This is a genomic window from Rhodanobacter sp. G1 (genome assembly GCF_055397855.1).
Genome location: NZ_AP039674.1, coordinates 3,972,871 through 3,995,078 on the forward strand (window position 1 = coordinate 3,972,871; position 22,208 = coordinate 3,995,078).

Sequence of the window (22,208 nt, forward strand, 5' to 3'; positions counted from 1 at the left end):
CGCAGCCTTGCGCGCGAACGCTCCAGCCTTCTCCTGTTCCGCCTCTTCTTGCCTGCATCAAAGTCCCGGCGTATAGTTAGGCGTAACGTTACGCCTAACTAGGCGATACAGGGAAACACCGATCCATGACCGGCAGCAGGCATCTCAGCCCGGGCGCGAAGCGGCAGAAGGCCTTTCGCGAGCGGATGGGCACGATGGGCATGACGATCCCCCGCATCTACATGACGGCGGACGAGCAGGCGATGGTGCGGACTTTCCTGCGCCACAGCCGTGGCGAGCGCACCGAGCGGCTGATCGAGGGCATGGACTTCTCGCGCATGCACGACAAGTGGAGCGTGCCGCGCCTGTTCGAGGCGCTCAAGGCGGACGCCGCACGACAGGGTGCGCTGGCGGACATCCGCCTTGAAGGCGCGCCGCCGATGGTGGCGCTGGCGCTGGCGCAGTACGGCGGCCAGGCGGTGCGGCTCGCCGTGAGCGACGAGGAGATTTTCGTGACGACGGTGCTCTGCGAGAAGGGCGCGGTGAAACAGCCGGCGCGCTTCAACGAGGCCTGCCTTCGTCTGGGGCCGACGCTGCCACTGTCGAACGTGGGGCTGGTCGGCAACGACTACATCCTGTTCGGCCAGCTTTCGGCGCACTCGCCGCTGGCCAACATCGTCGAGGAACTCGACGTGTTGGGCCGCAACGCGGTGGAAGCGCTGAACACGCTGTCCGCACTGATCCGCTGAGGCGTACCGCCATGCGTCGCTCCACCTTCGAATGCCCCAGGGCCCGGCATGCCGTGCACGGCATGCGGCGCCTGAAGCCGCACGTGCACGGCACCGGGTAAGCGGCCGACTCATCGAGCTCGACGAACCACGCGATGGCACGCGCCGCCGCGACGGGCGACGCGCGTCCGCCGTCGGGCGGGCGCGGCGAAGCCATTCCCTTCCACCCAGCCCCGGCGCTGCGCCGGGCATCACCCGAGAAAAGGATTTGCAACCATGACCTGGCTCATAGCGACGGCGGCTGCCGTCATCGTGCTGGCGCTGTTGGTGTACGCCTCCAACGCCATCGTCTACATCCCCAATGACCGCGTCGGCATCGTCGAGCGGCTGTGGGGCGCGCCTTCGCTCTCGGAGGGGCTGATCGCCCTGAAGGGCGAGGTGGGTTTCCAGCCGCAGGTGCTGCGCGGCGGCCTGCACTACTTCTTTCCGTTCCAGTACCGGGTACACAAGGAGGATCTGGTCACCATCCCGCAGGGCGAGATCGGCTACGTGTTCGCCCGCGACGGCAAGGATCTGGCCGATGGCCAGGCACTGGGCCGCTGCGTGGACGGCGGCATCGTGGACGTCACGGCGTTCCTGCGCGGCGGCGGCCAGAAGGGCCCGCAGCGCACGATCCTGCGCGAGGGCACCTACGCGCTGAACCTGGCGCAGTTCGCCATCATCACCGCCAACCGCGTGCATGGCCTGCTGCTGTCGCGCGAGGAGGCCGACACCATCGCCAAGATGGGCGCGGTGCTGAACGAGCGCCGCGGCTTCTCGCCGGTGGTGATCGTCAGCGGCCAGGCGCGCGGCGCCACCGAGGACACCACCCAGGACATGCTCGGCGTGGTCACCGTGCATGACGGCCCGGTGCTGCCGCCGGACGAGATCGTGGCGCCTCGCGTGGGCCAGGATCCGACCAGCATCGCCACCTTCCACAACAACTTCCAGAACATCGACGCGTTCCTGCGCGCCGGCGGCAACCGCGGCCGCCAGCACCAGGTGCTGGTGGAGGGCACGTACTACATCAACCGCCTGTTCGCTACGGTGGACTTCATTCCCAAGACCGTGGTGCCGGTGGGCTCGGTGGGCGTGGTCGTGTCCTACATCGGCAGAACCGGCGCGGATCGCTCGGGCGAGGGTTATTCGCACGGCGAGCTGGTCGACAGCGACTGCCGCGGCGTGTGGAAGGAGCCGCTGCTGCCGGGCAAGTACGCGTTCAACACCTACGCCGGCAAGATCCAGCTGGTGCCGACCACCAACTTCATCCTCAAGTGGACGCCGGAGGTGACCAACCTGCACAAGTTCGACGAGAACCTCACCGAGGTTTCGCTGATCACCAAGGACGCGTTCGAGCCGCTGCTGCCGCTGTCGGTGGTGGTGCACATCGACTACCGCAAGGCGCCGCTGGTGGTGCAGCGCTTCGGCGACATCAAGCGCCTGGTCGACCAGACGCTGGATCCGATGGTCAGCGCGTACTTCAAGAACATCGGCCAGACCAAGACGCTGATCCAGCTGATCCAGGATCGCGCGGCGATCCAGATGCAGGCCGGCACCGAGATGAAGGAGCGTTTCGCCGCCTACAACCTGGAGCTGCAGGAGGTGCTGATCGGCACGCCGCACGGCAGCGCCGGCAACGCCTCGGGCGCGCGCATCGACACCATCCTCAACCAGCTGCGCGACCGCCAGGTGGCGATCGAGCAGGTGGCCACCTACGAGCTGCAGGAGCAGTCGGCGATGAAGGAGCGCTCGCTGCGCGAGGCCCGCGCCACCACCGACATCCAGGCGGAGCTGACCAACTCGTCGATCCAGATCGCGATCAAGAAGAACGTGGGCGAGGCCGCCGTGGTGGAAGCCAACAAGCGCGCCGAGGTCATCGGCATCAACGCCGACGCCGAACGCCGGCGCCTCAGCGCGGAAGGCGACGGCCGCGCCTCGGCGATCGCCGCGGTCGGCAAGGCGGAAGCGGCGGCGATCCAGGCCAAGTCGCAGGCGCTCACCGGCGAGGGCGCGCGGCTGCAGCTGATCAACACGCTGGGCTCGCAGTTCGCCGAGGCGATCCGCGACGGCCAGATCGCCATCGTGCCGAAGATCGCGCTGGGCGGCGAGAGCGGCGGGCAGGGCCTGGGCTCGCTGATCCAGCTGGCCAGCTCGTTGCTGGCCGAGCGGGCGGATGCGGGCCTGGGCGACGGCGAGCCCCGTTCCACCGTGGTGGACAAGGCGCAAGCCTGAGTCCGAGGCGGATGCCGGCCGGAGCAGGGACGCGACGATCCGGCAACGGGAGCGGCATGCAACCTGACCGGATTCAGCATGCGCAAACGACAACGGCCGCTTACGCGGCCGTTGTCTTGCCCTCTCCCCGACCCTCTCCCGCAAGCGGGAGAGGGAGAAGGATCGCCTCAATCCACGTCGAGGAACGAGCGCAGCTGCTCCGAACGGCTGGGATGGCGCAGCTTGCGCAGCGCCTTGGCCTCGATCTGACGGATGCGCTCGCGGGTGACGTCGAACTGCTTGCCGACCTCTTCCAGCGTGTGGTCGGTGTTCATGTCGATGCCGAAGCGCATGCGCAGCACCTTCGCCTCGCGCGGGGTGAGGCCGGCGAGCACGTCGCGCACGGTCTCCATCAGGCCGGTTTCGGTGGCCGAGTCGATCGGCGAGGACGCGTTGCTGTCCTCGATGAAGTCGCCGAGGTGGGAATCCTCGTCGTCGCCGATCGGCGTCTCCATCGAGATCGGCTCCTTGGCGATCTTCAGCACCTTGCGGATCTTGTCCTCGGGCATGTCCATTTCCTTGGCCAGTTCCTCCGGCGTGGCCTCGCGGCCGTACTGCTGGAGCATCTGGCGGGAAATGCGGTTGAGCTTGTTGATCGTCTCGATCATGTGCACCGGGATGCGGATGGTGCGCGCCTGGTCGGCGATCGAGCGGGTGATCGCCTGGCGGATCCACCAGGTGGCGTAGGTCGAGAACTTGTAGCCGCGGCGGTATTCGAACTTGTCCACGGCCTTCATCAGGCCGATGTTGCCTTCCTGGATCAGGTCAAGGAACTGCAGGCCGCGGTTGGTGTACTTCTTGGCGATCGAGATCACCAGGCGCAGGTTGGCCTCCACCATCTCCTTCTTGGCGCGGCGGGCCTTGGCTTCGCCGGAAGCCATCGCGCGGTTGATTTCCTTGATGTCGGTGAGCGGCAGGAACAGCTTCTGCTCGATCGCGGCCAGCTTCTCCTGCTCGGCGTCGATCGCCTCGCGGTGGGTCTTGATGTTGGGCGACCACTTCTGGCGCTTGCGGCTGAGTTCGGCCGCCCACTCGGGGTTGCCCTCGTTGCTGGGGAAGGCCTTCAGGAACTCGGCCTTGGGCATCTTTACCTGCTTGACGAAGATTTCCATCAGCACGCGCTCGTGGTGGCGGATGTCGCCCACCACCTCGCGCAGCTTCTTGACGAAGCCGTCGATCAGCGCGCTCGGCAGCTTGAGCTTGAGGAACTCCTCGGCCATCTGGTCGCGCAGCTTGACGATCTTCTTGTCGGTGATGCCGGCGGCCTTGGGCGCGGCCTTCTGGAACTTGCCGTAGTGGTCGCGCAGCAGTTCCATGCGGCGCTTGACCTCTTCCGGATCGGGGCCGCTGGAACCGGCTTCCTCTTCCTCGGAATCGCTCTCGTCCGCGTCGTCCTCGTCGCCCTCGCCCTCGCCTTCCTCGGCAGCGGCGGCGGCGGCCTCCTCGGCCTCCAGGCGCGCGGCGTCGGCGGCGGCTTCCAGGTCGAGGAAGCCGGCGAGGATTTCGCTGAGGCGGCGCTTGCCGTCGAGATGCTGGTCGTACTCCTCCAGCAGCAGCTCGATGGTCAGCGGGAAGCTGGCCAGCGCGGTCTGCACCTGGGCGAGGCCTTCCTCGATGCGCTTGGCAATGGCGATCTCGCCCTCGCGGGTGAGCAGTTCCACCGTGCCCATCTCGCGCATGTACATGCGCACCGGGTCGGTGGTGCGGCCCACCTCGGCGTCCACGGCGGAGAGCAGGGCGACGGCTTCCTCGGCGGCGGCCTCGTCGTCGCCGCTGGCGGCCGGCGCGTTGTCGGCCAGCGGATCGGAGTCAGGTGCAGCGTCGTGCACCTCGATGCCGACGCCCTTGAGCACGGCCATGATGTCCTCGATCTGCTCCGCGTCGACGATGTCGTCGGGGAGGTGATCGTTGATCTCGGCGTAGGTCAGATAGCCCTGCTCAAGACCCTTGGCGATCAGCGCCTTGATTTCGGACTGTTGCTCGTGGACTTTGTTGTTCATTACCGACCGCCGCAGGGTTCAAGAACCGGACATTATAGCGATGTGCTGCTTTTTTGACCAGATTTCAAGCCGGGAAAAATCACCGCACTTGACGCAAAAATCGCGCCAAAACGCGGGCTTGCGCCACACTTGAAGCGAGATTCGTTCAGCCGGTGTCGAGCCGGAACGTCACCGGCCCGTCGTTCACCAGGCTCACCACCATATGGGCGCCGAAACGCCCGGTTTCCACCTGCGGGTGCGCCGCGCGCGCCAGCTCCAGCAGACGCTCGAACCAGCGCCGGCCATGCTCGGGCGGCGCCGCGCCGGTGAAGCTGGGGCGCATGCCGGAACGGGTGTCGGCGGCGAGGGTGAACTGGCTCACCAGCAGCAGGCCGCCGCCGGTGTCGGCCAGCGAGCGGTTCATCTTGCCCGCTTCGTCGCCGAATACGCGGTAGCCGAGCAGGCGTTGCAGCATGCGCTGCGCCTCGCGCTCGCCGTCGTGCGGCTCCACCGCCACCAGGGCGAGCAGGCCGGCGCCGATGGCGCCCACGGTTTCGCCCTCGACCTCGACACGGGCGGAGAGCACACGCTGGATCAGGGCGATCATGGCGACTCGTTGGCGAGCGGGATGCGCAGCATAGCGCGCCCTCCCGCGGGTGGCGGCATGGCGATCCCGTACACTGGCCGGATGCGTGCCGACATGTTCCTGATCTACCTGCTGCTGCGCCTGCTCGCCCTGTTGCCGCTGCGCGTGCTGCACGCCGCGGGTGGCCTGCTGGGCCGCCTCGCGCTGGGGCGCCACACGCGCACCGCACGCCACGTGGCAGCGAACCTCGCGATCGCCCGGCCCGGGCTGGACGAAGCCGCGCGTGCCGCGTTGCTGCGCGAGGCGCTGGCCGAGAGCGGCAAGTCGGCCACCGAAATCATCAAGATCTGGGGCGCGGGCGCCGAACGCGCGCTGCGGCTGGTGCGCGAGGTGCGCGGCGAGGCGCTGTTCGACGCCGCGCTGGCTTCGGGCAAGGGTGTCATCGTCGCCGCGCCGCACCTGGGTTGCTGGGAACTGCTGAATTACTGGCTGTGCCGCAAGACGCCGATGGCGATCCTCTACCGCCCGCCGCGCATCGCCGCGATGGAGGGCCTGCTGCGCAAGGTGCGCGGCGCGCTGGCGCCGGAGCAGGTGCGCGCCGAGGGCGCGGGCGTGCGCACGCTGTACAAGCGGCTGGCCGCCGGCGGCACGGTGGGCATCCTGCCCGACCAGAAGCCGCGCGCCGGCGAGGGCGAGATCGTGCCGTTCTTCGGCCGCGACGCGCTGACCATGGTGCTGCTGCCACGGCTGGCCGCACGCACCGGTGCCACCGTGCTGTACGCCTTCGCCGAGCGCCTGCCGCACGGCGCCGGCTACCGCATCCACTTCCTGCCCGCGCCGGAGGGTCTGGCCGACGCCGATCTCGCCACCGCCTGCCGCGCGCTCAACGGCGGCGTGGAAGCCTGCGTGGAGCTGGCCTTCGCCCAGTACCAGTGGCAGTACAAGCGCTGGTCGGGGCACGGGCTCGTCAGCCCCTACGACGACTAGCGGCGCGCCTCCATGCGGTTCGCGGCGGACGGCGCCGCGCGAGGCTACGGATGAAACGGCCAGAACCGCGGTATCAGCCACATCGACAGCGCGCAGAACAGCGCGATCAGCGGGATGCCCACCTTCATGAAGTCGGTGAAGCGATAGCCGCCGGCGTAGTACACCATGGTGTTGGTGGGATAGCCGACGGGCGTGGCGAACGAAGTCGCCGCGGCGAACGCCACCGCCACCACGAACGGGCGCGGATCGGCGTGCACGGCGTGCGCCACGCTGGCGGCGATGCCCACCATCAGCACCACCGAGGGGTTGTGGCCCATCAGCTCGGTGAGCAGGGCGGTGAGCAGGTACACCATCAGGAGTGCGGCGAGCGGGCCATGGTTGCCGACCAGTCCCATCCCGGCCTGCACCACTTCCTGCGACAGGCCGGTCTTCTCGATCGCGGTGCCCAGCGGCAGGATCGCGCCGAGCAGCACGATGATCTTCCAGTCCATGCCCTCGTAGACGTCCTTGCGGCCGAAGCAGCCGGTGAGCGCCATCGCCGCCGCACCGCAGATCGCCGCCACCGGGATCGGCAGCCAGTGCAGCCCGGACACCGCCACCACGCCGGCCATGATCGCCGCCGCCACGATCGCCTTGCGCGACATGCGCCGCGCGTCGTCGCGCTCGCTGAGCACGATGAAGGCGTCGTCGCCGCGCAGCTGCGGCATGCCGTCCTCGTCCACCAGTACCAGCAGCACGTCGCCCACCGCGAGGCTGACGTCGCTGAGCTTGTCGCGCAGCACCTGGCCGCGGCGGTGGATGGCCAGCACCGCGGCGCCGGGCCAGCGGCCGAGGTCGGTCTCGTCCAACCGCCGGCCCTCGGCCAGGCTGGCCGGCGCCACCATGATCTCGGCCAGCACGCGCGGATGGCTGGCGTCGCGCGCGTAGCGGCTTTCCGGCACGTTGGTGAGATGTGCCCGGCGCTGGAAATCCTCGATCTTCGCCCAGTCGCCGCGTACCAGCAGCACGTCGCCTTCCTCCATCTGCTGCGAGCGCGGCGACCACATGCGCCGCTCGCCACGCAAAAGCTCCAACGGGTACACGCCGTAGCGCTCGCCGAGCTGCGCCTCGCCGATGCTCTTGCCCAGCAGCGGCGACTGCTCGGTGAGCGCCAGCTCGGTGACGTACTTGCCGATCTCCACCTCTTCGATCTCGTCGGCGTCGATGTGCCGCGGCAGCAGCCAGCGCCCCACCAGCATCAGGTAGGTCATGCCGGCCACCGCCAGCAGCGTGCCCATGCCGGTGAACTCGAACACGCCGAAGGCAGGCAGGCCGTTCTTCTGCGCCAGCGAATCGGCGAGCAGGTTGGACGAGGTGCCGATCAGGGTGCACACGCCGCCCATCTGCGCGGCGTAGGCCATCGGCATCAGCACGCGCGCCGGCGAGGTGCCGGTGCGCTGGCACACGCGCAGCGCCAGCGGCAGGAAGGTGGCGACCAGCGCGATGTTCTTCACGAACGCGCCCAGCGGCGCGATCGCCAGCATCATGGTGAGCGTGAGCAGCCAGGGCCGCTTGATGCGCATCAGCAGCCGGCTCAGCGGCTCCAGCACGCCCGAGCGCTCGATGCCGATGCTGAGCGCGAACATCGCCGCCACCGTCACCGTGGCCTCGTTGCTGAAGCCCGACAGCGCCTCGGCCGGACTGACGATGCCCAGCACCACCAGCGCGGCGAGCACCAGCAGGGCCACCAGGTCGATGCGCAGCTTCTCGCTGGCGAACAGCGCCATCGCCGCCACGACCACGGCCACCACCGCCCAGGCCTGCCAGTTCACGCGCTGGCTCCGGTTCGTGCGATCGGCGACGGTGTCTGCATCGGTTTGTCCCCAGCGGCTTCACCCGCATGCTACGCGACGGCGGCGCGAGCGCAAAACCGCACGACGCATTCATCGCGGCAGGGGCAGAATGTACGCATGAACACTCCACTCTCCACCGAAGCCACCGGCGCGACGCGCCAACCCACCGTGGCGCTGGCGCTGGGCGCGGGCGGCGCCAAGGGCCTGGCGCACATCGGCGTGATCGAGGAACTGGAAGCGCAGGGCTACCGCATCGCCGCCATCGCCGGCAGCTCGATGGGCGCGCTGATCGGCGGCATCCACGCGGCAGGCAAGCTGGACGTGTACCGCGACTGGGTGTGCGCGCTGGCGAAGTTCGACGTGCTCAAGCTGGTGGACTGGAGCTTCTCCGGTGGCGGCCTGATCAAGGGCGAGAAGATCATCGGCACGCTGCGCGGCCTGGTCGGCGACGTGCTGATCGAGGAACTGCCGCTGGCCTTCACCGCCGTGGCGGTGGACATCGACCGCGAGCGCGAGGTGTGGCTGTCGCGCGGCCCGCTGTTCGACGCGATCCGCGCCTCCATCGCCATCCCCACCGTGTTCCGCCCGCACCACATCGACGGCCGCCGGCTGGTGGACGGCGGCCTGCTCAATCCCGTGCCGGTGACGCCGCTGATCCGCGAGACGGCGGATTACCTGATGGCGGTGAGCGTGGACGGCTCGGCCGTCGCATCGCCGCCCGCCACGCCGATCAAGCTGGAAGCGGACGACGCGCCGGGCTATCGCCAGCGCGTCGGCGCCTTCATCAGCCGGCTGATGCCGCACGGCGATGGCACCGACGCACCGCGCGAACCCGGCGCGCTCGAACTGCTCACCCAGGCGATGGATCTGATGCAGGCCAACCTCGCGCGGCTGCGCCTGTCCGCCTACGAGCCGGATCTGCTGATCCAGCTGCCGCGCAACATGGCCAATGCCTACGAGTTCTATCGTGCGCGCGAGTTGATCGAGCTGGGCCGGCAGCAGGCTCGCGAGGCGCTGGCGCATTGGCCGCGCCGCACCACGTCGTTGACGCGATCGGGCGCGGATTCCCGGTAGGAGTTCATCCTGCATGCGGACGCTTTTTCGCTCGTCATCCCGGCGCAGGCCCACTGCTGTCCGGAATAATCCGGGGATGGTGTCGAAGGATGAAGGCCCGCGCCGCTTGCACGAAGCATTGCGGGAAGGCGACTTCATTTCCGATAACGACCACCTATCCAGACTGTCATCCCGGCGAAGGCCGGGATCCAGTAGCGACCATGTTCGCTCAGGCCGCACGGCCACTGGATGACTCGCTTCGCTCGCCCCTTCGGGGCCGCCCTGCGGGCGTTCTGCGCGCTTCGCGCTTGTCCGGCCTGCGCCGGAATGACGAGCAAGATTAAAAGCTCCTACGCAAAAGCTCAGCGCGGCCCGTGCGTGCGCAGCCAGTTTTCGAGGTAGGACTTCAGCACCACCGCGTTGTTGTGTTCCTCGTCGCGGGCGCCGTAGAGCAGGGTGACGGGATGCTTCGCGGCGCGCCCGGCCAGCGGACGCCAGTGTTCGGCGAGCTTGTCCAGCTCGCCGGCGTAGCGCTGGCGGAAACCTTCCCAGCGCGCAGGGTCGTGGCCGAACCACTGGCGCAACGCGGTGGAAGGCGCCAGCTCCTTGGCCCACAGATCCAGCGGCACATCGTCCTTCTTCAGGCCGCGCGGCCACAGGCGGTCGATCAGCACACGGTAGCCGTCGGACTTGGCCGGCGGCTCGTAGACACGTTTGACGGCGATGCTCATGCGCGCAACTCCCGCAGGAATTGCGTTTCAGCATACGCCCGCGCCATTACATGGACGTGATCCGGGTCAAAGCTCCTCGACCCCGGTGACCTTGCCCCGGCGCATCAGCCACGCCACGCCGCGCAGGTCGGCCAAGCCCACCCACAGGCGGTCGAGCATGCCGTACTTGGACACGCCGGCGGTGCGCGGACGGTGGCCCACCGGCACGCTGGTGCTCTGGAAGCCGGCGCGCTTCACCAGCGCGGGCAGGTAGCGGTGCATGTGGTCGAAGTAGGGCAGGCGCAGGAACACCTCGCGCTCGAACAGCTTGAGCCCGCAGCCGGTGTCGGGCGTGGCGTCCTTCAGCATGCGCGAGCGCACCGCGTTGGCGATCTTGGAAGAGATGCGCTTGTTGAAACTGTCGCGCCGCGTGGTGCGCCAGCCGGCGAACAGCTTCACCCCGGGCGCGGCGGCGTCACGCGCGGCGAGCAGTTTCGGGATGTCGGCCGGATCGTTCTGGCCGTCGCCGTCCAGCGTGGCGATCCACGCGCCGCGCGCCGCGCGCACGCCGTTCCACACCGCCGTGCTCTGGCCGCTGCGGGTGACGTGGTGCAGCACGCGCAGCTCGGGGTGCTGCGCCTTCTGCGCATCGAGCACCGCGCGGCTGTCGTCGCTGGAATCGTCGTCGACGTAGACCACCTCGTAGTCCACCTTGCCGCGCAGCGCGGCGGCGATCTCGGCGAGCAGGGGCGGGATGTTGTCGCGCTCGTTGAACACGGGGACGACCACGGAGAGTTGCGGCATGGGGCGGCCTTTCAGCGGAAACGGGGCGCCGCGGCAACGGCGAGCGCGCAGTTTACCGCCTGCGCCGGTTTTGCCGCGCACGGCCCGCTGTAAGGAAATCCCGCCAGCCCGGGTCACCTGTGGCAGCCGGAATCCTCCGGCAACCACGGGAGAACCCCATGCAAGCCCAGACCATCCTCAGCTCCGCCCTGCTCAGCCTCATCGCCGCCGGCGCGCTCGGCGCCGCCGCCAACGCCCACGCCGCCGACAAGATGGCCGGCCACATGAACATGGAGAAGTGCTACGGCATCAACGCCGCGATGAAGAACGACTGCCAGACCCCCGGCCATTCCTGCGCCGGCCAGGACAGCAAGGCGCGCGATCCGCAGGGTTTCGTGGCGGTGCCTGCCGGCCTGTGCTCCAAGATCGACGGCGGTTCGCTGCAGCCGATGGCCGCGATGTCGCACGACGCCATGAAAAAGAGCTGAGCCGTGAGCTCCCCGCAAGCCATGCTTGCGCAGCCGATCCCGACCGCGGTCGGGATCGGGCTGCGGCCGCCGCACGTCGCCCACGTGCTGGAACAGCGGCCGGCCGTGCCGTTCTTCGAGCTGCACAGCGAGAACTTCTTCCACCCCGGCGCCTCGTGGGAGCTGCTCGACGCGGTGCGCCGCGACTACCCGGTGAGCCTGCATGGCGTGGGCCTGTCGCTGGGCTCGGCCGAGGCCCTGGACGCCGGCCATCTTGCCGCGCTGCGCGCGCTGGTGCGCCACGCCGAGCCCGCGCTGGTGTCCGAGCACGTGTGCTGGGGCGCCATCGGCGGACGCCACTACAACGACCTGCTGCCGCTGCCCTACACCGAGGAGGCGCTGGACGCGATGGCGGCGCACGTCGACCAGCTGCAGGACGCGCTGGGCCGACGCGTGCTGCTGGAGAACGTGTCCAGCTACCTGCAGTTCACCCATTCGACCATGTCCGAGTGGGAGTTCCTCGCCGCGCTCGCCGCGCGCAGCGGCTGCGGCCTGCTGCTGGACGTGAACAACGTCTACGTGAACAGCGTGAACCACGGCTTCGACCCGCACGCCTATCTCGCCGGCATCCCCGCCGCCGCGGTGGGCGAACTGCACCTGGCCGGCTTCACGCGCAAAGACGGCTTGCGCCAGGACGGCAGCCACGAGCCGCTGCTGATCGACTCGCACGACCGCCGCATCGACCCCGCCGTGTGGGCGCTGTACGCACACGCGCTGGCGCGGCTCGGCGCGCGCCCCACCCTGATCGAATGGGATCAGGATCTGCCGGACTTCACCGTGCTGCAGGACGAGGCGCGGCTCGCCACGGAGCATCTCGATGCCTGCGCCGCCCTCGCTGCCTGAGCTGCAACACGCCTTCGCGCGCGCGCTCCAGGGCGGCGAAGCGCCCGCGCTGCACCCTTGGATCGCCGCGCGCGGCATCGATCCCGCCGCACGGCTGCGCATCTACCGCCACGCCGGTTACGCCATCCACGTCGACGCGTTGGCCACCGCCTTCCCCGCGCTGCGCCGGCTGCTCGGCGAGGACAGCTTCGACGGCCTCGCCACCCGGCATGCCGCCCGCCACGGCAACCGCAGCGGCAACCTGCAGGATCATGGCGCCGACTTCGCCGGCTTCGTCGCCCTGCAGCCCGAAACCGCCGCCTGGCCGTGGCTGGGCGAGGTGGCGCGGCTGGAATGGCTGCGCCAGCAGGTCGTGCTGTCCGACGACGAAGCCCCCGCCGATGCCGATGCCCTGCTTGCCGCGCTGGCTCACGCGCACGGCACGCTGCGCCTGCGCCCGAGCGTGCGCGTGCTGCGTTCGGACTGGGCGGTGCTGGATCTGTGGCGCCACGCGTCGCTGCCGGACGTCGCCGCGCCCGACCCCGCCATGCCGCAGGCCGTGCTGCTGTGGCGCGAGCGCGCACAGGTGGCGATGCGCGCGCTCGCCCCCGCGCAAGCCGCCTTCGCCCAGGCGCTGTGCCAGCGCGCGCCGCTGGCCGATGCGCTGGCCGACGCGCAAGCCGTCGACGCGGCCACGCCCCCCGAAGCCCTGCTGCAACCCCTGCTGGAACACGCGCTGTTCACCGCCTGACCCATCCATCGATCCACGAGGAAAACCCATGCACGCCATCATCGACCGCTGGTCGCGCCTCACCGCACGGCTGGCCTTGCTCACCCCGCTCGCCCTGCTGCTGTTCCGCGTATTCGTGGCGTTGGCCTTCTGGCGCGCCGGCGTGGTGAAGTGGAGCGACCCCAGCGGCACCGCCTACCTGTTCGAAAACGAATACCACGTGCCCCTGCTCGCCCCGGCCGTGGCCGCCGCGCTGGGCATGTGGACCGAACTGGTGCTGCCCTGGTTCCTCGCGCTCGGCCTGGGCACCCGCGTGGTCGCGGCGGTGCTGTTCGTCTACAACATCGTCGCCGTGATCTCCTACCCCGCGCTGTGGCCGAACGGCCTGTGGCACGGCCTGCTCGGCGCCGACTTCAACGACCACAAGGCGTGGGGCCTGATGCTGCTCGCGCTGGTGGCGCTGGGAGCGGGGCGGATATCGGCGGATGCCTTGCTCGGACGCGCGCTGGGGCGGCGCTGACCCCCGGCGGGCGTCAGGGCGCCTGCAGGCCGGATGGCCGCTCCGGCCCGCCGGCCACCTGCGCCGTGCCGCCCATGCCGTCGATGGCCACCCGCCAGCCCTGCGCAACCGCGTCGAACGGCCGCGCACCCTGGCGGTCGGTAAGCATCACCAGGGTGCCGTGCTGCAGCGGCACGATGCGGCCCTGCCAGCCGCCGCGGCGGAAATCGCGCGCCTTCGCCACCTGCTTGCCCGGCACGTAGAGCACGGCCACCGGCATGCCGCCCACGCGGCTGACCAGATGCACGGTCTTGTAGGGGCCGACCGGGCAGTCATGCACGTAGGTGACCCCGGCGGGCAACGGGCCGCGCAACTGCACGCCGCGATCGGCGAAGCCGGCGGCGATGGCCTGCGCGGGAATGGGCCGGACGAGGTCGAGCGAGCGGATCTCGCCCGGCATGTGCGCCACCGCCAGCGCCGGCAGCGAACGCGCGTCGTGCCGGCGCCAGGCGTAGCCGCCCACGCCCAGCGCGAGCAGCAGCGAAGCCGCCAGCGCATAGCCGGCGTAGCGTCGGCGCGCGGTTTGCTGCCGGCGCTCGCCGGTGGCCTGGGCCAGCAACACGCGTTCGGCCAGGCCGCTGGGCACGGCCACGTCGAACGCAGCCAGCAGTTCGTGCTCGAAGGCCTGCGCGCGCTCCCACGCGGCGGCGCAGGCCGCGCAGTCGCGACGGTGGGCGAGCAGCGCGGGATCGCGCGACTGCGGTTCGGCGCCGAGCCGGCGGCGGAATTCAAGGCAGTCCATGCTGCGCCTCCGGGCGGCCGCCCTGCAGGATGGACTTGAGCTTCTGCCGGGCGCGGAAAAGCTGGGTCATCACCGCGCCGGGCTGCTGGCCCAGCTCGACGGCGATCTCCTCGCAGCTCATGCCGCCCAGCACCTGCAGCAGCAACGGTTCGCGGTATTTGTGCGGCAGTTTCGACATGGCCTCTCGCAACTCGGCGGCATCGCCGTGACGCTCCGGGCTGGCCCAGGCGGATTCCTCGGGGATGCCTTCGTCCAGTTCCACCGTGTCCAGCGGCTTGCGTTCGTGGATGCGCGCATGTTCGCGGCGCAGGATGGCGAGCAGCCAGGGCTTGGCCGACTCCGCCTCGCGCAGCGAATCGAGAGCCTTCCAGGCGCGCAGCAGGGTTTCCTGCACCAGGTCCTGCGCCAGCGCATCCTGCCCGCACAGCCAGTAGGCGAAACGGTACAGATCGCCGGCATGGGCGCGGGTCAAGGCCTCGAATTGCCGTTGTCGTGGACTCACAAACAAGGAGACCGGCCCGAGGCGTTTCATCTTTCAATCCAGTACATCAGCGCAGCTTGCCGAGGATGCCGTCCAGCTCGTCGTTGCTGTGGTAGTGGATCACCAGCTTGCCGCGACCGCCGTTGCCGTGCGCCACTTCCACCTTGGTGGCGAAGCGTTCGGCCAGCTCGCGTTCCAGCGCGGCGATGTTGGGATCCTGCGCGGGGGCGCGCTTGGCCTTACCCTTGGGCGCGGCCTGCGCGCGGCGCGCGGCATCCTCCAACTCGCGCACTGACCAGCCCAGCGTCACCGCCTGGCGGGCGAGCTGCACGGCGATGGGTTCGTCGAGTGTGAGCAGGCAGCGCGCGTGGCCCATCTCCAGCTTGCCCTCGTCGAGCAGCTTCTTGATCGGCTCGGGCATCTCGGTGAGGCGCAGCAGGTTGGACACCGCGGCGCGCGAGCGGCCCACCGCCTCGGCTGCCTGCTGGTGGGTGAGGTCGAAGTCCTCGATCAGGCGCTTCAGCGCGTCGGCCTCTTCCAGCGGGGTGAGATCCTGGCGCTGGATGTTCTCGATCAGCGCCATCGCGGGCACCGCGACTTCCGGCACCTCCTTCACCAGCGCGGGAATCTCGGCGAGCTGGGCGCGCTGCGAGGCGCGCCAGCGGCGCTCGCCGGCGATCAGTTCGTACTGGTGCTTGCCGATGGCGCGCACCACCACCGGCTGGATCAGGCCCTGCGCCTTGATCGAGGCGGCCAGCTCGTCCAGCGCCTCGTCGTTCCAGTGGCGGCGCGGCTGGTACTTGCCGGGCTGGATCTGCTGGATCGGCAGGCTGCGCAGCTCGCCTTCCTGCTCCAGCACGGGCGCGGCGGCGCCTTCGCCACCCAGGAGCGCGTCCAGCCCGCGGCCCAGTCCTCGTTTCTTTGCCATGTTCAATCCTGGTGTTGGGCGTCCAGCGCCTCGCCCTGCACGGCCGCTTCGTCGGCCTCGTGGTGCGTCGGCGGCAGCCCGCGTTCGCGGCGGATGATCTCGCCGGCGAGGCCGATGTAGGCGATCGCGCCGCGCGAGCTGCGGTCGTAGAGATGGATCGGCTGGCCGTGGCTGGGCGCCTCGGCGAGGCGGATGTTGCGCGGGATGATGGAGCGCAGCACCTTGTCGCCGAAGTGCGCGGTGAGCTGTGCGGAGACTTCGTTGCCGAGGTTGTTGCGCACGTCGTACATGGTGCGCAGCAGGCCTTCGATCTCCAGCTTCGGGTTCAGACGCTGGCGCACGGCCTTGACCGTCTCCAGCAGGCTGGAGAGCCCTTCCAGCGCGAAGTATTCGCACTGCACGGGAATCAGCACGCCGTCCGCCGCGGTGAGCGCGTTGAGCGTGAGCAGGTTCAGCGTGGGCGGGCAGTCGACCAGGATGGTGTCGTAGCGGCCGGCCGCCGGAGCCAGCTGCTCCTTCAGGCGGTGCTCGCGCGCCAGCGTGTCCATCAGCTTCAGCTCGGCGGCGGTGAGGTCGCCGTTGCCGGGCAGCAGGTCGTAGTGCGCCTCGGTGGCGACGGCGGCGTCGGCGACCGTGGCCTCCTCCAGCAGCACCGCGCAGCCGTTGGGCCGCGCCGCGTGCTTGTCCACGCCGGAGGCCATGGTGGCGTTGCCCTGCGGGTCGAGATCGACGAGCAGCACGCGGCGCTTCGCCGCGGCCAGCGCCGCCGCGAGGTTGACTGCCGTGGTGGTCTTGCCGACGCCGCCCTTCTGGTTGGCGACAGCGATGATGCGTGCCATGTCGTCGTTTCGTGTGCGCGAAAGGGGGCCTAGATTAGCAGGCCGAGCAAGCCGGGTTCAGTTGCCGGCATGGCCGAGCACCACGAGGCAGCGCCCGGCGTCCAGTCCCGGCACCGCCAGCGCGTGGATGCCGCGCACCGCGAAGCCGGGCGGCACGCCGGGCAATTCCTCGTCCGGCGCCTTGCCCTTCATCGCCAGCCAGGTACCGCCTGGCGCCAGCAGGTGGCCGCCCCAGCCGAGCATGTCGGCGAGGCTGGCGAAGGCGCGCGCGGTGACGCAGTCGAACGTGCCTTGAACGTCTTCCACCCGCGATTGCACCGCACGCACGCCGTCCAGCTTCAGCGCGCGGATCGCCTCGCGCAGGAAGCGCACCTTCTTGCCGTTGGAATCCACCAGCAGGATCTGCCGCCCCGGCGCGGCGATCGCCAGCACGACGCCGGGCAGGCCGGGGCCGGTGCCGAGGTCGGCCAGCGTCTCGCCCTGCACGTAAGGCAGGATCGCCAGCGAGTCGAGCAGGTGGCGGGTGACCATCTCGGCCGGGTCGCGGATCGCGGTGAGGTTATAGGCCGCGTTCCAGCGTTCCAGCAGGGCCTGGTAGTCCAGCAGGCGATCCACCGCACCCGCGGGCAGGACGAGGCCGAGCGCGGCGATGCCCTGTTCCAGGCGGGCTTGCAGGGCGGCGCGGGCGGTCATGCGGAATCCTGTGGAACGGTGGGCAGGCGGGCAGTATCGCCTAGGGCGCATCGGGCAGTGGCCCGCCACAAACGAAAACCCGCCGGTCGGCGGGTTCGGTACGGCGGAAACCGGATACGGCAGATCAGGCGGCGTCGAGTTCCAGCTCCACCCGCGTCACCATCATGCCGCGTTCGCGCAGGGTGCCATTGAGGGATCGCTTGACGCACACGCCGAGCTCGCGGCGGTCGGTGTGGGCTTCGCCGCGCAGGGCCTGCTGCGCGCCGCGACGGATCAGGTCGCTGACCTGGTCGATCACCGCATCCGCGCGCTCGGGTTCCAGCACCTGCCAGTACACCGTGCCGCGCAATTCGCGGGCCTCGTCCAGTGGCTCGGCCAGCTGCAGGGTCTGCCCCGTCAGGTCGATCTTGTGCGCCACGCGCTCGCGCCAGGGCAGGATCAGGTGCGTGCCTTCCGACAGCACCCGCACCAGCTTGCCGCCGCGATAGAGGCTGTAGACCTGCCCGGAAGGTACGCGGCGCACCGCGCCAGCCAGCAGCAGGACGGAGAGCAGAGGCAGCAGGATCAACAGCGTATTCATGGCGTTCAACAACAATGGGTTGCGTGTTTTTCTTGAAATGAATCGCAGCTTTGGGATGCAGTCGTATGAGTCGACTGAAGTTAACCGACATTTAACGACAAAGCGGAGGACTTGACAAGTCGCCAACCCCCTGGGTTTTGCGACTCTGTTCAGGGAATCGACGCAACGCGATCCGGCTTGAGGCCACCGTGGAGCCATTCGTGTGATGGGCCTCACAATTCCGGCGGCCTGCTTCCGCTTTGCGCCCGCCAAACGGCAAACGCCCCCGCACCCGAGTCCATATCCGGGTACGGGGGTGCCCTGAAACGCCTCGGAGCCTGTTCACGATTTCCAGCCACGCCCCCCCAAAGCGTCATCCCAGCGAAGGCTCACTACTGTCCGGAATAATCTGGGGATGGTGTCGAAGGATGAAGGCCCGCGCCGCTTGCACGAAGCATTGCGGGAAGGCGACTTCATTTCCGATAACGACCACCTATCCAGACTGTCATCCCGGCGAAGGCCGGGATCCAGTGCCGTTACTTTTCAGAGCTAAGTCACTGGATTCCTGCTTTCGCAGGAATGACGAGAGGCGGTCGCCGAGCCATCGAGGAGATCGTTAACAGGCTCTCAGAACTTGCCGGCACGGAAGTCGGCGATGGCTTCGTGGATCTGCTCGGGCGTGTTCATCACGAATGGCCCGTAGCGCGTCACCGCCTCGTTCAGCGGCTTGCCCGCGACCAGCAGCACGCGCGCCGGCGCCTCGCCGCCGCCGATGCGCACGATTTCGCCCGGCGACATCACCGCCAACTCGCTGCGCGCCAGCCTGTCGCCGGCCACTTGGGCATCGGTGCCGTCGAACACGTAGGCGAAGGCGTGGTGGCCTTCCGGCAGCGGAATCTCCACCTGCGCGCCCGGCTCGACCGCGATGTCGAGATACACCGGTTCGGTGACGATGCCGGCCACCGGGCCGGTGGCGCCATCGAACTCGCCGGCGATCACTTTCACCGTCACGCCGTCGGCCGGATGCACCGCCGGGATGCGCTCGGGGCCGATGTCCTGGTAGCGCGGCGCGGTCATCTTGTCGCTGGCGGGCAGGTTCACCCAGAGCTGGAAGCCCCACATCAGGCCGTTTTCCTGCTGCGGCATTTCCGAGTGCAGGATGCCGCGGCCCGCGGTCATCCACTGCACGCTGCCGGGCACCAGGTCGCCGCGGTTGCCGTGGTTGTCGCCGTGCTGCATGTGGCCGGCCAGCATGTAGGTGACCGTCTCGAAGCCGCGGTGCGGATGCTCGGGGAAACCGGCGATGTAGTCGTCCGCGCTGTCGGAGCGGAACTCGTCCAGCAGCAGGAAGGGATCGAGCATGTCCAGCGCGGGCTGGCCGATGACGCGTTTCAGCTTCACGCCCGCGCCGTCGGCGGTGTCGATGCCGCGGATGCGGCGGAGGATGCGGCGTTCGCTCATGACGATGCTCCCATGGATGGAATGCCGCCAAGATGCGCGCGCGGCGCGCGTTATCCAAGCGCCGCGGCGGGAACGGATCGTTCCGCCGGCGCGACGCTGGTCACGTGAGCCAGCGGAATGCCCGGCGCAGCTCGGCCTCGGCGTTGTCCATGTAGCAGCGGCCGTGGGCGAGGATCACCCGCTGCGGCCGCCAGTCCATTATGCGCTGGAGGCAGGAGCGCGCGGCGGCGCGGTCGCGGAAGGTGAAGCGCATGTCCAGCGGCGTCTTGCCGTCGGGATCGAGCACGCCGCCCAGCCGCGCGATCCAGCGCATCGCGGTGCCCAGCCTGGCGGCCTCGAAGTTCTCGATCAGGTCGGTGAGGATCAGCGTGGCGCTGGCGCGATGCAGGAACACCACTTCCTCGAACACGCGGCTGCCGCGGAAATGCAGTTGGTCGAGCTCGGCGGCCCAGGCCGGCTCCGCTGTCTCACCGAGATCGGCATCGAAGCCCACCGCGATCTTCTGGCTGGCGGCACGCTCGCGCACGCCGGGCGAGGCCCAGGCGATGGCGTCGGGATAGCGCCGCTTCCACGCCGCGATGTGCGCGTAATGCAGCTTGTTCGGCGAGACCAGGTGGCGCACCGGGCCCAGCGCGTCGACCGCGGCGAACAGGGCCGTGTCGGGGGCGACCGGCGAATGGCACCACAAGCCACCATCGGCCAGCCGCGCCACCGTCATGCGGGTGGTGAACGGCGCGCTGCCGCCCAGCGCGGCCATGCGCACGATGGGGCCGTCGACCAGCCACAGCCCGGGCGCGACCGGCTTCAGCGTGTTGATCGGTTCGTAGAGCGGCGTGGCGGTATCCATGGCTGGCAGATCCCGGTTCCCCACCGCAGGCGCGGCCTCAGTGCACCCAGTGCCCGCTGCGCTGGCGCGGCGCCGAACTCTCGTGGGCTTCCGGCTCGCTGTGCCGCTGCACCATCGCTTCCAGTTCCGCCTCGGTGGCCGGCTTGGCCTGCCAATACTGACCGACGGCGTCGAGCACGGCGGGGATCTGCGCGAGGCAGTCGTCGTATTCCTCTTCGCTGAGCTTCTCGAACTCGGCCTCGGCGCTGAGCACGCCGTCGTCCACCGCCAGCGCCATCACCGGGCCGAGCAGTTCCATCAGCTGCGGGTCGTCGGCGAGGCGGCTTTCCCACAGCGCGGCGCGCAGGTCGATGCCGCGGCTGAAGCCCTCGCACCAGCCGGCGGCGGAGAGCGCGGGGCCGGCGTCGGTGTCGATTTCGCCCAGGATGGGCTCGTAGGCGTCCACGTCGAGTTCGGCGCTGATCGAGTCGTTGAGCTTGGCCAGGAGTTCCAGTACGCGGTTGCCCTCGGCCTCGTCGGCGAACGGCTCGTGCAGCACCTCGGGCAGCCATTCGTCGGGCAGCACCTGCAGCGGGCCGATCGCCAGCGCGCTGAGCAGCCCATGCACGCCGTCCAGCAGCAGGTGGCCATCGCCCTCCTGCACATGGGCGCGCAGGTAGCGATCCAGTTCGTCGAGTTCCTCGTCGGAGAGCGAGCTGGGCCAGTCGGTCTTGCTTGTGTTCATCGGATATCCAGTTCCAGCGTCACCGGCGTGTGGTCGGAAGGGCGTTCCCAGCGACGCGGTTCGCGATCGATCGCCGCGGCGGTGGCGGCGGGTTTCAGGGCTTCGCCGAGCAGGATCAGGTCGATGCGCAGGCCCATGTTGCGCCGGAACGCGGCCTGTCGGTAGTCCCACCAGCTGAAGTGGCCACCCTCCGGCTGGAACAGCCGGAAGCTGTCGTGCAGGCCGAGATCGGTGATCGCCTTGAGCGCGGCGCGCTCGGGCGGCGAGCAGAGGATGTCCTCGCCCCAGGCGGCAGGGTCGTGCACGTCGCGCTCGTCCGGCGCGATGTTGAAGTCGCCCAGCACCACCAGCTTCGGGTCGCGCGCGATCTCGCCCTCAAGAAACGCACGCACGCGTTCCAGCCAGTGCAGCTTGTAGGCGTATTTCTCGTCGCCCACCGCCTTGCCGTTGACCACGTAGAGGTCGACGATACGCAGCCCGCCCACGCTGGCGGCGAGGATGCGCCGCTGCGGATCGTCCAGCCCCGGGATGTCGGTGACCACGTCGGCGAAACCGCCCAGCGCCTCGCGCGCGAGGATGGCCACGCCGTTGTAGGTCTTCTGCCCGGAAAACACCGTGCGGTAGCCGGCGGCGGCCAGCTCGGCGGCGGGAAACTTCGCGTCCTCCAGCTTGGTTTCCTGCAGCGCCACGATGTCCGGCGTCGCATCCGCCAGCCACTGCAGGAGCTGCGGCAGGCGCACCTTCAGCGAGTTCACGTTCCACGAGGCAATCTTCATGCGGGCATTGTAAGAGCCTGTCCATGATCTCCAAACACCCCGCGTCATCGCTCAGTCGCGGACGGAAGCTCATTCCTCTGCTCTTCCCTGGCCTGCGCGCAAACAGCCTCCGGCGCGGGGTGGCTGGAGATCATGCGCAGCCCCAGGGAATGCCCCGAGGCTGAACCGGCGGGGCTTCCGGCCGTCGCCGCGGCCGTTTTCCATGTATGCTCGCGGCGGCAAGAGCCGGGGAGGACTCGGATTTCCTGCTCCATGTTGCGGCCGGGCGCACCCGCTCCGGCCGCGATTCACTCATGTTTCAAAGGTATGTGTCATGTCGGAACGTCAGAGCGGTACGGTCAAGTGGTTCAACGACGCCAAGGGCTTCGGCTTCATCACGCCGGAAAGCGGTGAAGACCTGTTCGTGCATTTCCGCGCGATCCAGGGCAACGGCTTCAAGTCGCTGCAGGAAGGCGAGCGCGTCACTTTCGTCGTCACCAAGGGCCCGAAGGGCCTGCAGGCCGAGGAAGTGCAGAAGGCCTGAGCCTTCGGCATTCCGCCGCCTGGGGAAGCCCGCCGCGAGGCGGGCTTTTT

General features: G+C 69.2%; 24 protein-coding genes. 9 read left to right on the top strand and 15 right to left on the bottom strand.

Annotation, left to right across the window (positions count from 1 at the left end; all coding sequences use genetic code 11):
* Positions 1–125 precede the first annotated feature (125 nt).
* Both ACZ5Z2_RS17635 and ACZ5Z2_RS17640 read left to right on the top strand, forming a co-directional pair.
* Positions 126–728: a DUF2170 family protein gene (locus tag ACZ5Z2_RS17635; protein WP_464759890.1), complete on the top strand. Its 603-nt coding sequence runs from the start codon at positions 126–128 to the stop codon at positions 726–728.
* Between the two features lie 255 nt (positions 729–983).
* On the top strand, positions 984–2,978 hold the full coding sequence (locus ACZ5Z2_RS17640) for an SPFH domain-containing protein (RefSeq protein WP_464759891.1): 1,995 nt from the start codon (positions 984–986) through the stop codon (positions 2,976–2,978).
* A gap of 167 nt (positions 2,979–3,145) precedes the next feature.
* Here ACZ5Z2_RS17640 and rpoD read toward each other — a convergent pair whose 3' ends face one another.
* Positions 3,146–5,017, bottom strand: coding sequence for an RNA polymerase sigma factor RpoD (gene rpoD, locus ACZ5Z2_RS17645; protein ID WP_464759892.1), 1,872 nt, complete (start codon positions 5,015–5,017; stop codon positions 3,146–3,148).
* A 145-nt stretch (positions 5,018–5,162) separates the two neighbouring features.
* Positions 5,163–5,603: a D-aminoacyl-tRNA deacylase gene (gene dtd, locus ACZ5Z2_RS17650; RefSeq protein ID WP_464759893.1), complete on the bottom strand. Its 441-nt coding sequence runs from the start codon at positions 5,601–5,603 to the stop codon at positions 5,163–5,165.
* Between the two features lie 81 nt (positions 5,604–5,684).
* Between dtd and ACZ5Z2_RS17655 the strand changes: the two genes are divergently transcribed.
* Positions 5,685–6,569 (top strand): LpxL/LpxP family acyltransferase, encoded by an 885-nt coding sequence (locus ACZ5Z2_RS17655; RefSeq protein WP_464761738.1) that lies wholly within the window; start codon positions 5,685–5,687, stop codon positions 6,567–6,569.
* 44 nt (positions 6,570–6,613) lie between these two features.
* Here the strand turns inward: ACZ5Z2_RS17655 and ACZ5Z2_RS17660 are convergent, their stop codons facing one another.
* Positions 6,614–8,380: an SLC13 family permease gene (locus ACZ5Z2_RS17660; protein WP_464759894.1), complete on the bottom strand. Its 1,767-nt coding sequence runs from the start codon at positions 8,378–8,380 to the stop codon at positions 6,614–6,616.
* Between the two features lie 138 nt (positions 8,381–8,518).
* Here ACZ5Z2_RS17660 and ACZ5Z2_RS17665 point away from each other — a divergent pair, with 138 nt between their 5' ends.
* Positions 8,519–9,475 (top strand): patatin-like phospholipase family protein, encoded by a 957-nt coding sequence (locus ACZ5Z2_RS17665; protein ID WP_464759895.1) that lies wholly within the window; start codon positions 8,519–8,521, stop codon positions 9,473–9,475.
* A gap of 341 nt (positions 9,476–9,816) precedes the next feature.
* Here the strand turns inward: ACZ5Z2_RS17665 and ACZ5Z2_RS17670 are convergent, their stop codons facing one another.
* Positions 9,817–10,185, bottom strand: coding sequence for a DUF488 domain-containing protein (locus ACZ5Z2_RS17670; RefSeq protein ID WP_464759896.1), 369 nt, complete (start codon positions 10,183–10,185; stop codon positions 9,817–9,819).
* 66 nt (positions 10,186–10,251) lie between these two features.
* Entirely contained in the window at positions 10,252–10,968 is a 717-nt protein-coding gene (locus tag ACZ5Z2_RS17675) for a glycosyltransferase (RefSeq protein ID WP_464759897.1), read from the bottom strand.
* 158 nt (positions 10,969–11,126) lie between these two features.
* Here ACZ5Z2_RS17675 and bufA1 point away from each other — a divergent pair, with 158 nt between their 5' ends.
* The 4 genes from bufA1 to ACZ5Z2_RS17695 are packed head-to-tail and all read left to right on the top strand — an operon-like array spanning position 11,127 to position 13,546.
* Positions 11,127–11,435: a BufA1 family periplasmic bufferin-type metallophore gene (gene bufA1, locus ACZ5Z2_RS17680; RefSeq protein ID WP_464759898.1), complete on the top strand. Its 309-nt coding sequence runs from the start codon at positions 11,127–11,129 to the stop codon at positions 11,433–11,435.
* Between the two features lie 3 nt (positions 11,436–11,438).
* Positions 11,439–12,317, top strand: a complete 879-nt coding sequence (gene bufB, locus ACZ5Z2_RS17685; RefSeq protein ID WP_464759899.1) for an MNIO family bufferin maturase — start codon at positions 11,439–11,441, stop codon at positions 12,315–12,317.
* Positions 12,292–13,047: an HvfC/BufC family peptide modification chaperone gene (locus ACZ5Z2_RS17690; RefSeq protein ID WP_464759900.1), complete on the top strand. Its 756-nt coding sequence runs from the start codon at positions 12,292–12,294 to the stop codon at positions 13,045–13,047. Before bufB ends, ACZ5Z2_RS17690 begins: the two co-directional genes overlap by 26 nt.
* 28 nt (positions 13,048–13,075) lie before the next feature.
* Positions 13,076–13,546, top strand: coding sequence for a DoxX family protein (locus ACZ5Z2_RS17695; RefSeq protein ID WP_464759901.1), 471 nt, complete (start codon positions 13,076–13,078; stop codon positions 13,544–13,546).
* A gap of 13 nt (positions 13,547–13,559) precedes the next feature.
* Here ACZ5Z2_RS17695 and ACZ5Z2_RS17700 read toward each other — a convergent pair whose 3' ends face one another.
* The 10 genes from ACZ5Z2_RS17700 to xth all read right to left on the bottom strand — a co-directional run bounded on the left by ACZ5Z2_RS17700 (position 13,560) and on the right by xth (position 21,635).
* Entirely contained in the window at positions 13,560–14,327 is a 768-nt protein-coding gene (locus tag ACZ5Z2_RS17700; protein ID WP_464759902.1) for a DUF3379 family protein, read from the bottom strand.
* Positions 14,314–14,799 carry a sigma-70 family RNA polymerase sigma factor gene (locus ACZ5Z2_RS17705; RefSeq protein WP_464759903.1) on the bottom strand — a complete coding sequence of 162 codons (486 nt, stop codon included), beginning with the start codon at positions 14,797–14,799 and terminating at the stop codon, positions 14,314–14,316. The genes ACZ5Z2_RS17700 and ACZ5Z2_RS17705 overlap by 14 nt, the downstream gene beginning before the upstream one ends.
* A 76-nt stretch (positions 14,800–14,875) precedes the next feature.
* Positions 14,876–15,742, bottom strand: a complete 867-nt coding sequence (locus ACZ5Z2_RS17710; protein ID WP_464759904.1) for a ParB/RepB/Spo0J family partition protein — start codon at positions 15,740–15,742, stop codon at positions 14,876–14,878.
* Positions 15,739–16,575, bottom strand: coding sequence for a ParA family protein (locus tag ACZ5Z2_RS17715; protein WP_464759905.1), 837 nt, complete (start codon positions 16,573–16,575; stop codon positions 15,739–15,741). The genes ACZ5Z2_RS17710 and ACZ5Z2_RS17715 overlap by 4 nt, the downstream gene beginning before the upstream one ends.
* A 57-nt stretch (positions 16,576–16,632) precedes the next feature.
* Complete coding sequence (gene rsmG, locus ACZ5Z2_RS17720; protein WP_464759906.1) at positions 16,633–17,268, bottom strand: 16S rRNA (guanine(527)-N(7))-methyltransferase RsmG; 636 nt, start codon at positions 17,266–17,268, stop codon at positions 16,633–16,635.
* Between the two features lie 124 nt (positions 17,269–17,392).
* The gene (locus ACZ5Z2_RS17725; protein ID WP_464759907.1) at positions 17,393–17,848 is read right to left on the bottom strand and encodes an SPFH domain-containing protein; all 456 of its coding nucleotides are present in this window, start codon (positions 17,846–17,848) and stop codon (positions 17,393–17,395) included.
* A 606-nt stretch (positions 17,849–18,454) separates the two neighbouring features.
* Positions 18,455–19,288 (bottom strand): pirin family protein, encoded by an 834-nt coding sequence (locus ACZ5Z2_RS17730; protein WP_464759908.1) that lies wholly within the window; start codon positions 19,286–19,288, stop codon positions 18,455–18,457.
* 100 nt (positions 19,289–19,388) lie between these two features.
* Positions 19,389–20,135 carry a DUF4336 domain-containing protein gene (locus ACZ5Z2_RS17735; protein ID WP_464759909.1) on the bottom strand — a complete coding sequence of 249 codons (747 nt, stop codon included), beginning with the start codon at positions 20,133–20,135 and terminating at the stop codon, positions 19,389–19,391.
* A 37-nt stretch (positions 20,136–20,172) separates the two neighbouring features.
* A complete protein-coding gene (locus ACZ5Z2_RS17740) occupies positions 20,173–20,859 on the bottom strand; it encodes a YecA/YgfB family protein (RefSeq protein WP_464759910.1) in 687 nt (228 codons plus the stop codon).
* Positions 20,856–21,635 carry an exodeoxyribonuclease III gene (xth, locus tag ACZ5Z2_RS17745; RefSeq protein ID WP_464759911.1) on the bottom strand — a complete coding sequence of 260 codons (780 nt, stop codon included), beginning with the start codon at positions 21,633–21,635 and terminating at the stop codon, positions 20,856–20,858. The genes ACZ5Z2_RS17740 and xth overlap by 4 nt, the downstream gene beginning before the upstream one ends.
* A 313-nt stretch (positions 21,636–21,948) precedes the next feature.
* Here xth and ACZ5Z2_RS17750 point away from each other — a divergent pair, with 313 nt between their 5' ends.
* The gene (locus ACZ5Z2_RS17750) at positions 21,949–22,158 is read left to right on the top strand and encodes a cold-shock protein (protein ID WP_077480516.1); all 210 of its coding nucleotides are present in this window, start codon (positions 21,949–21,951) and stop codon (positions 22,156–22,158) included.
* The last annotated feature ends 50 nt before the right edge of the window (positions 22,159–22,208 follow it).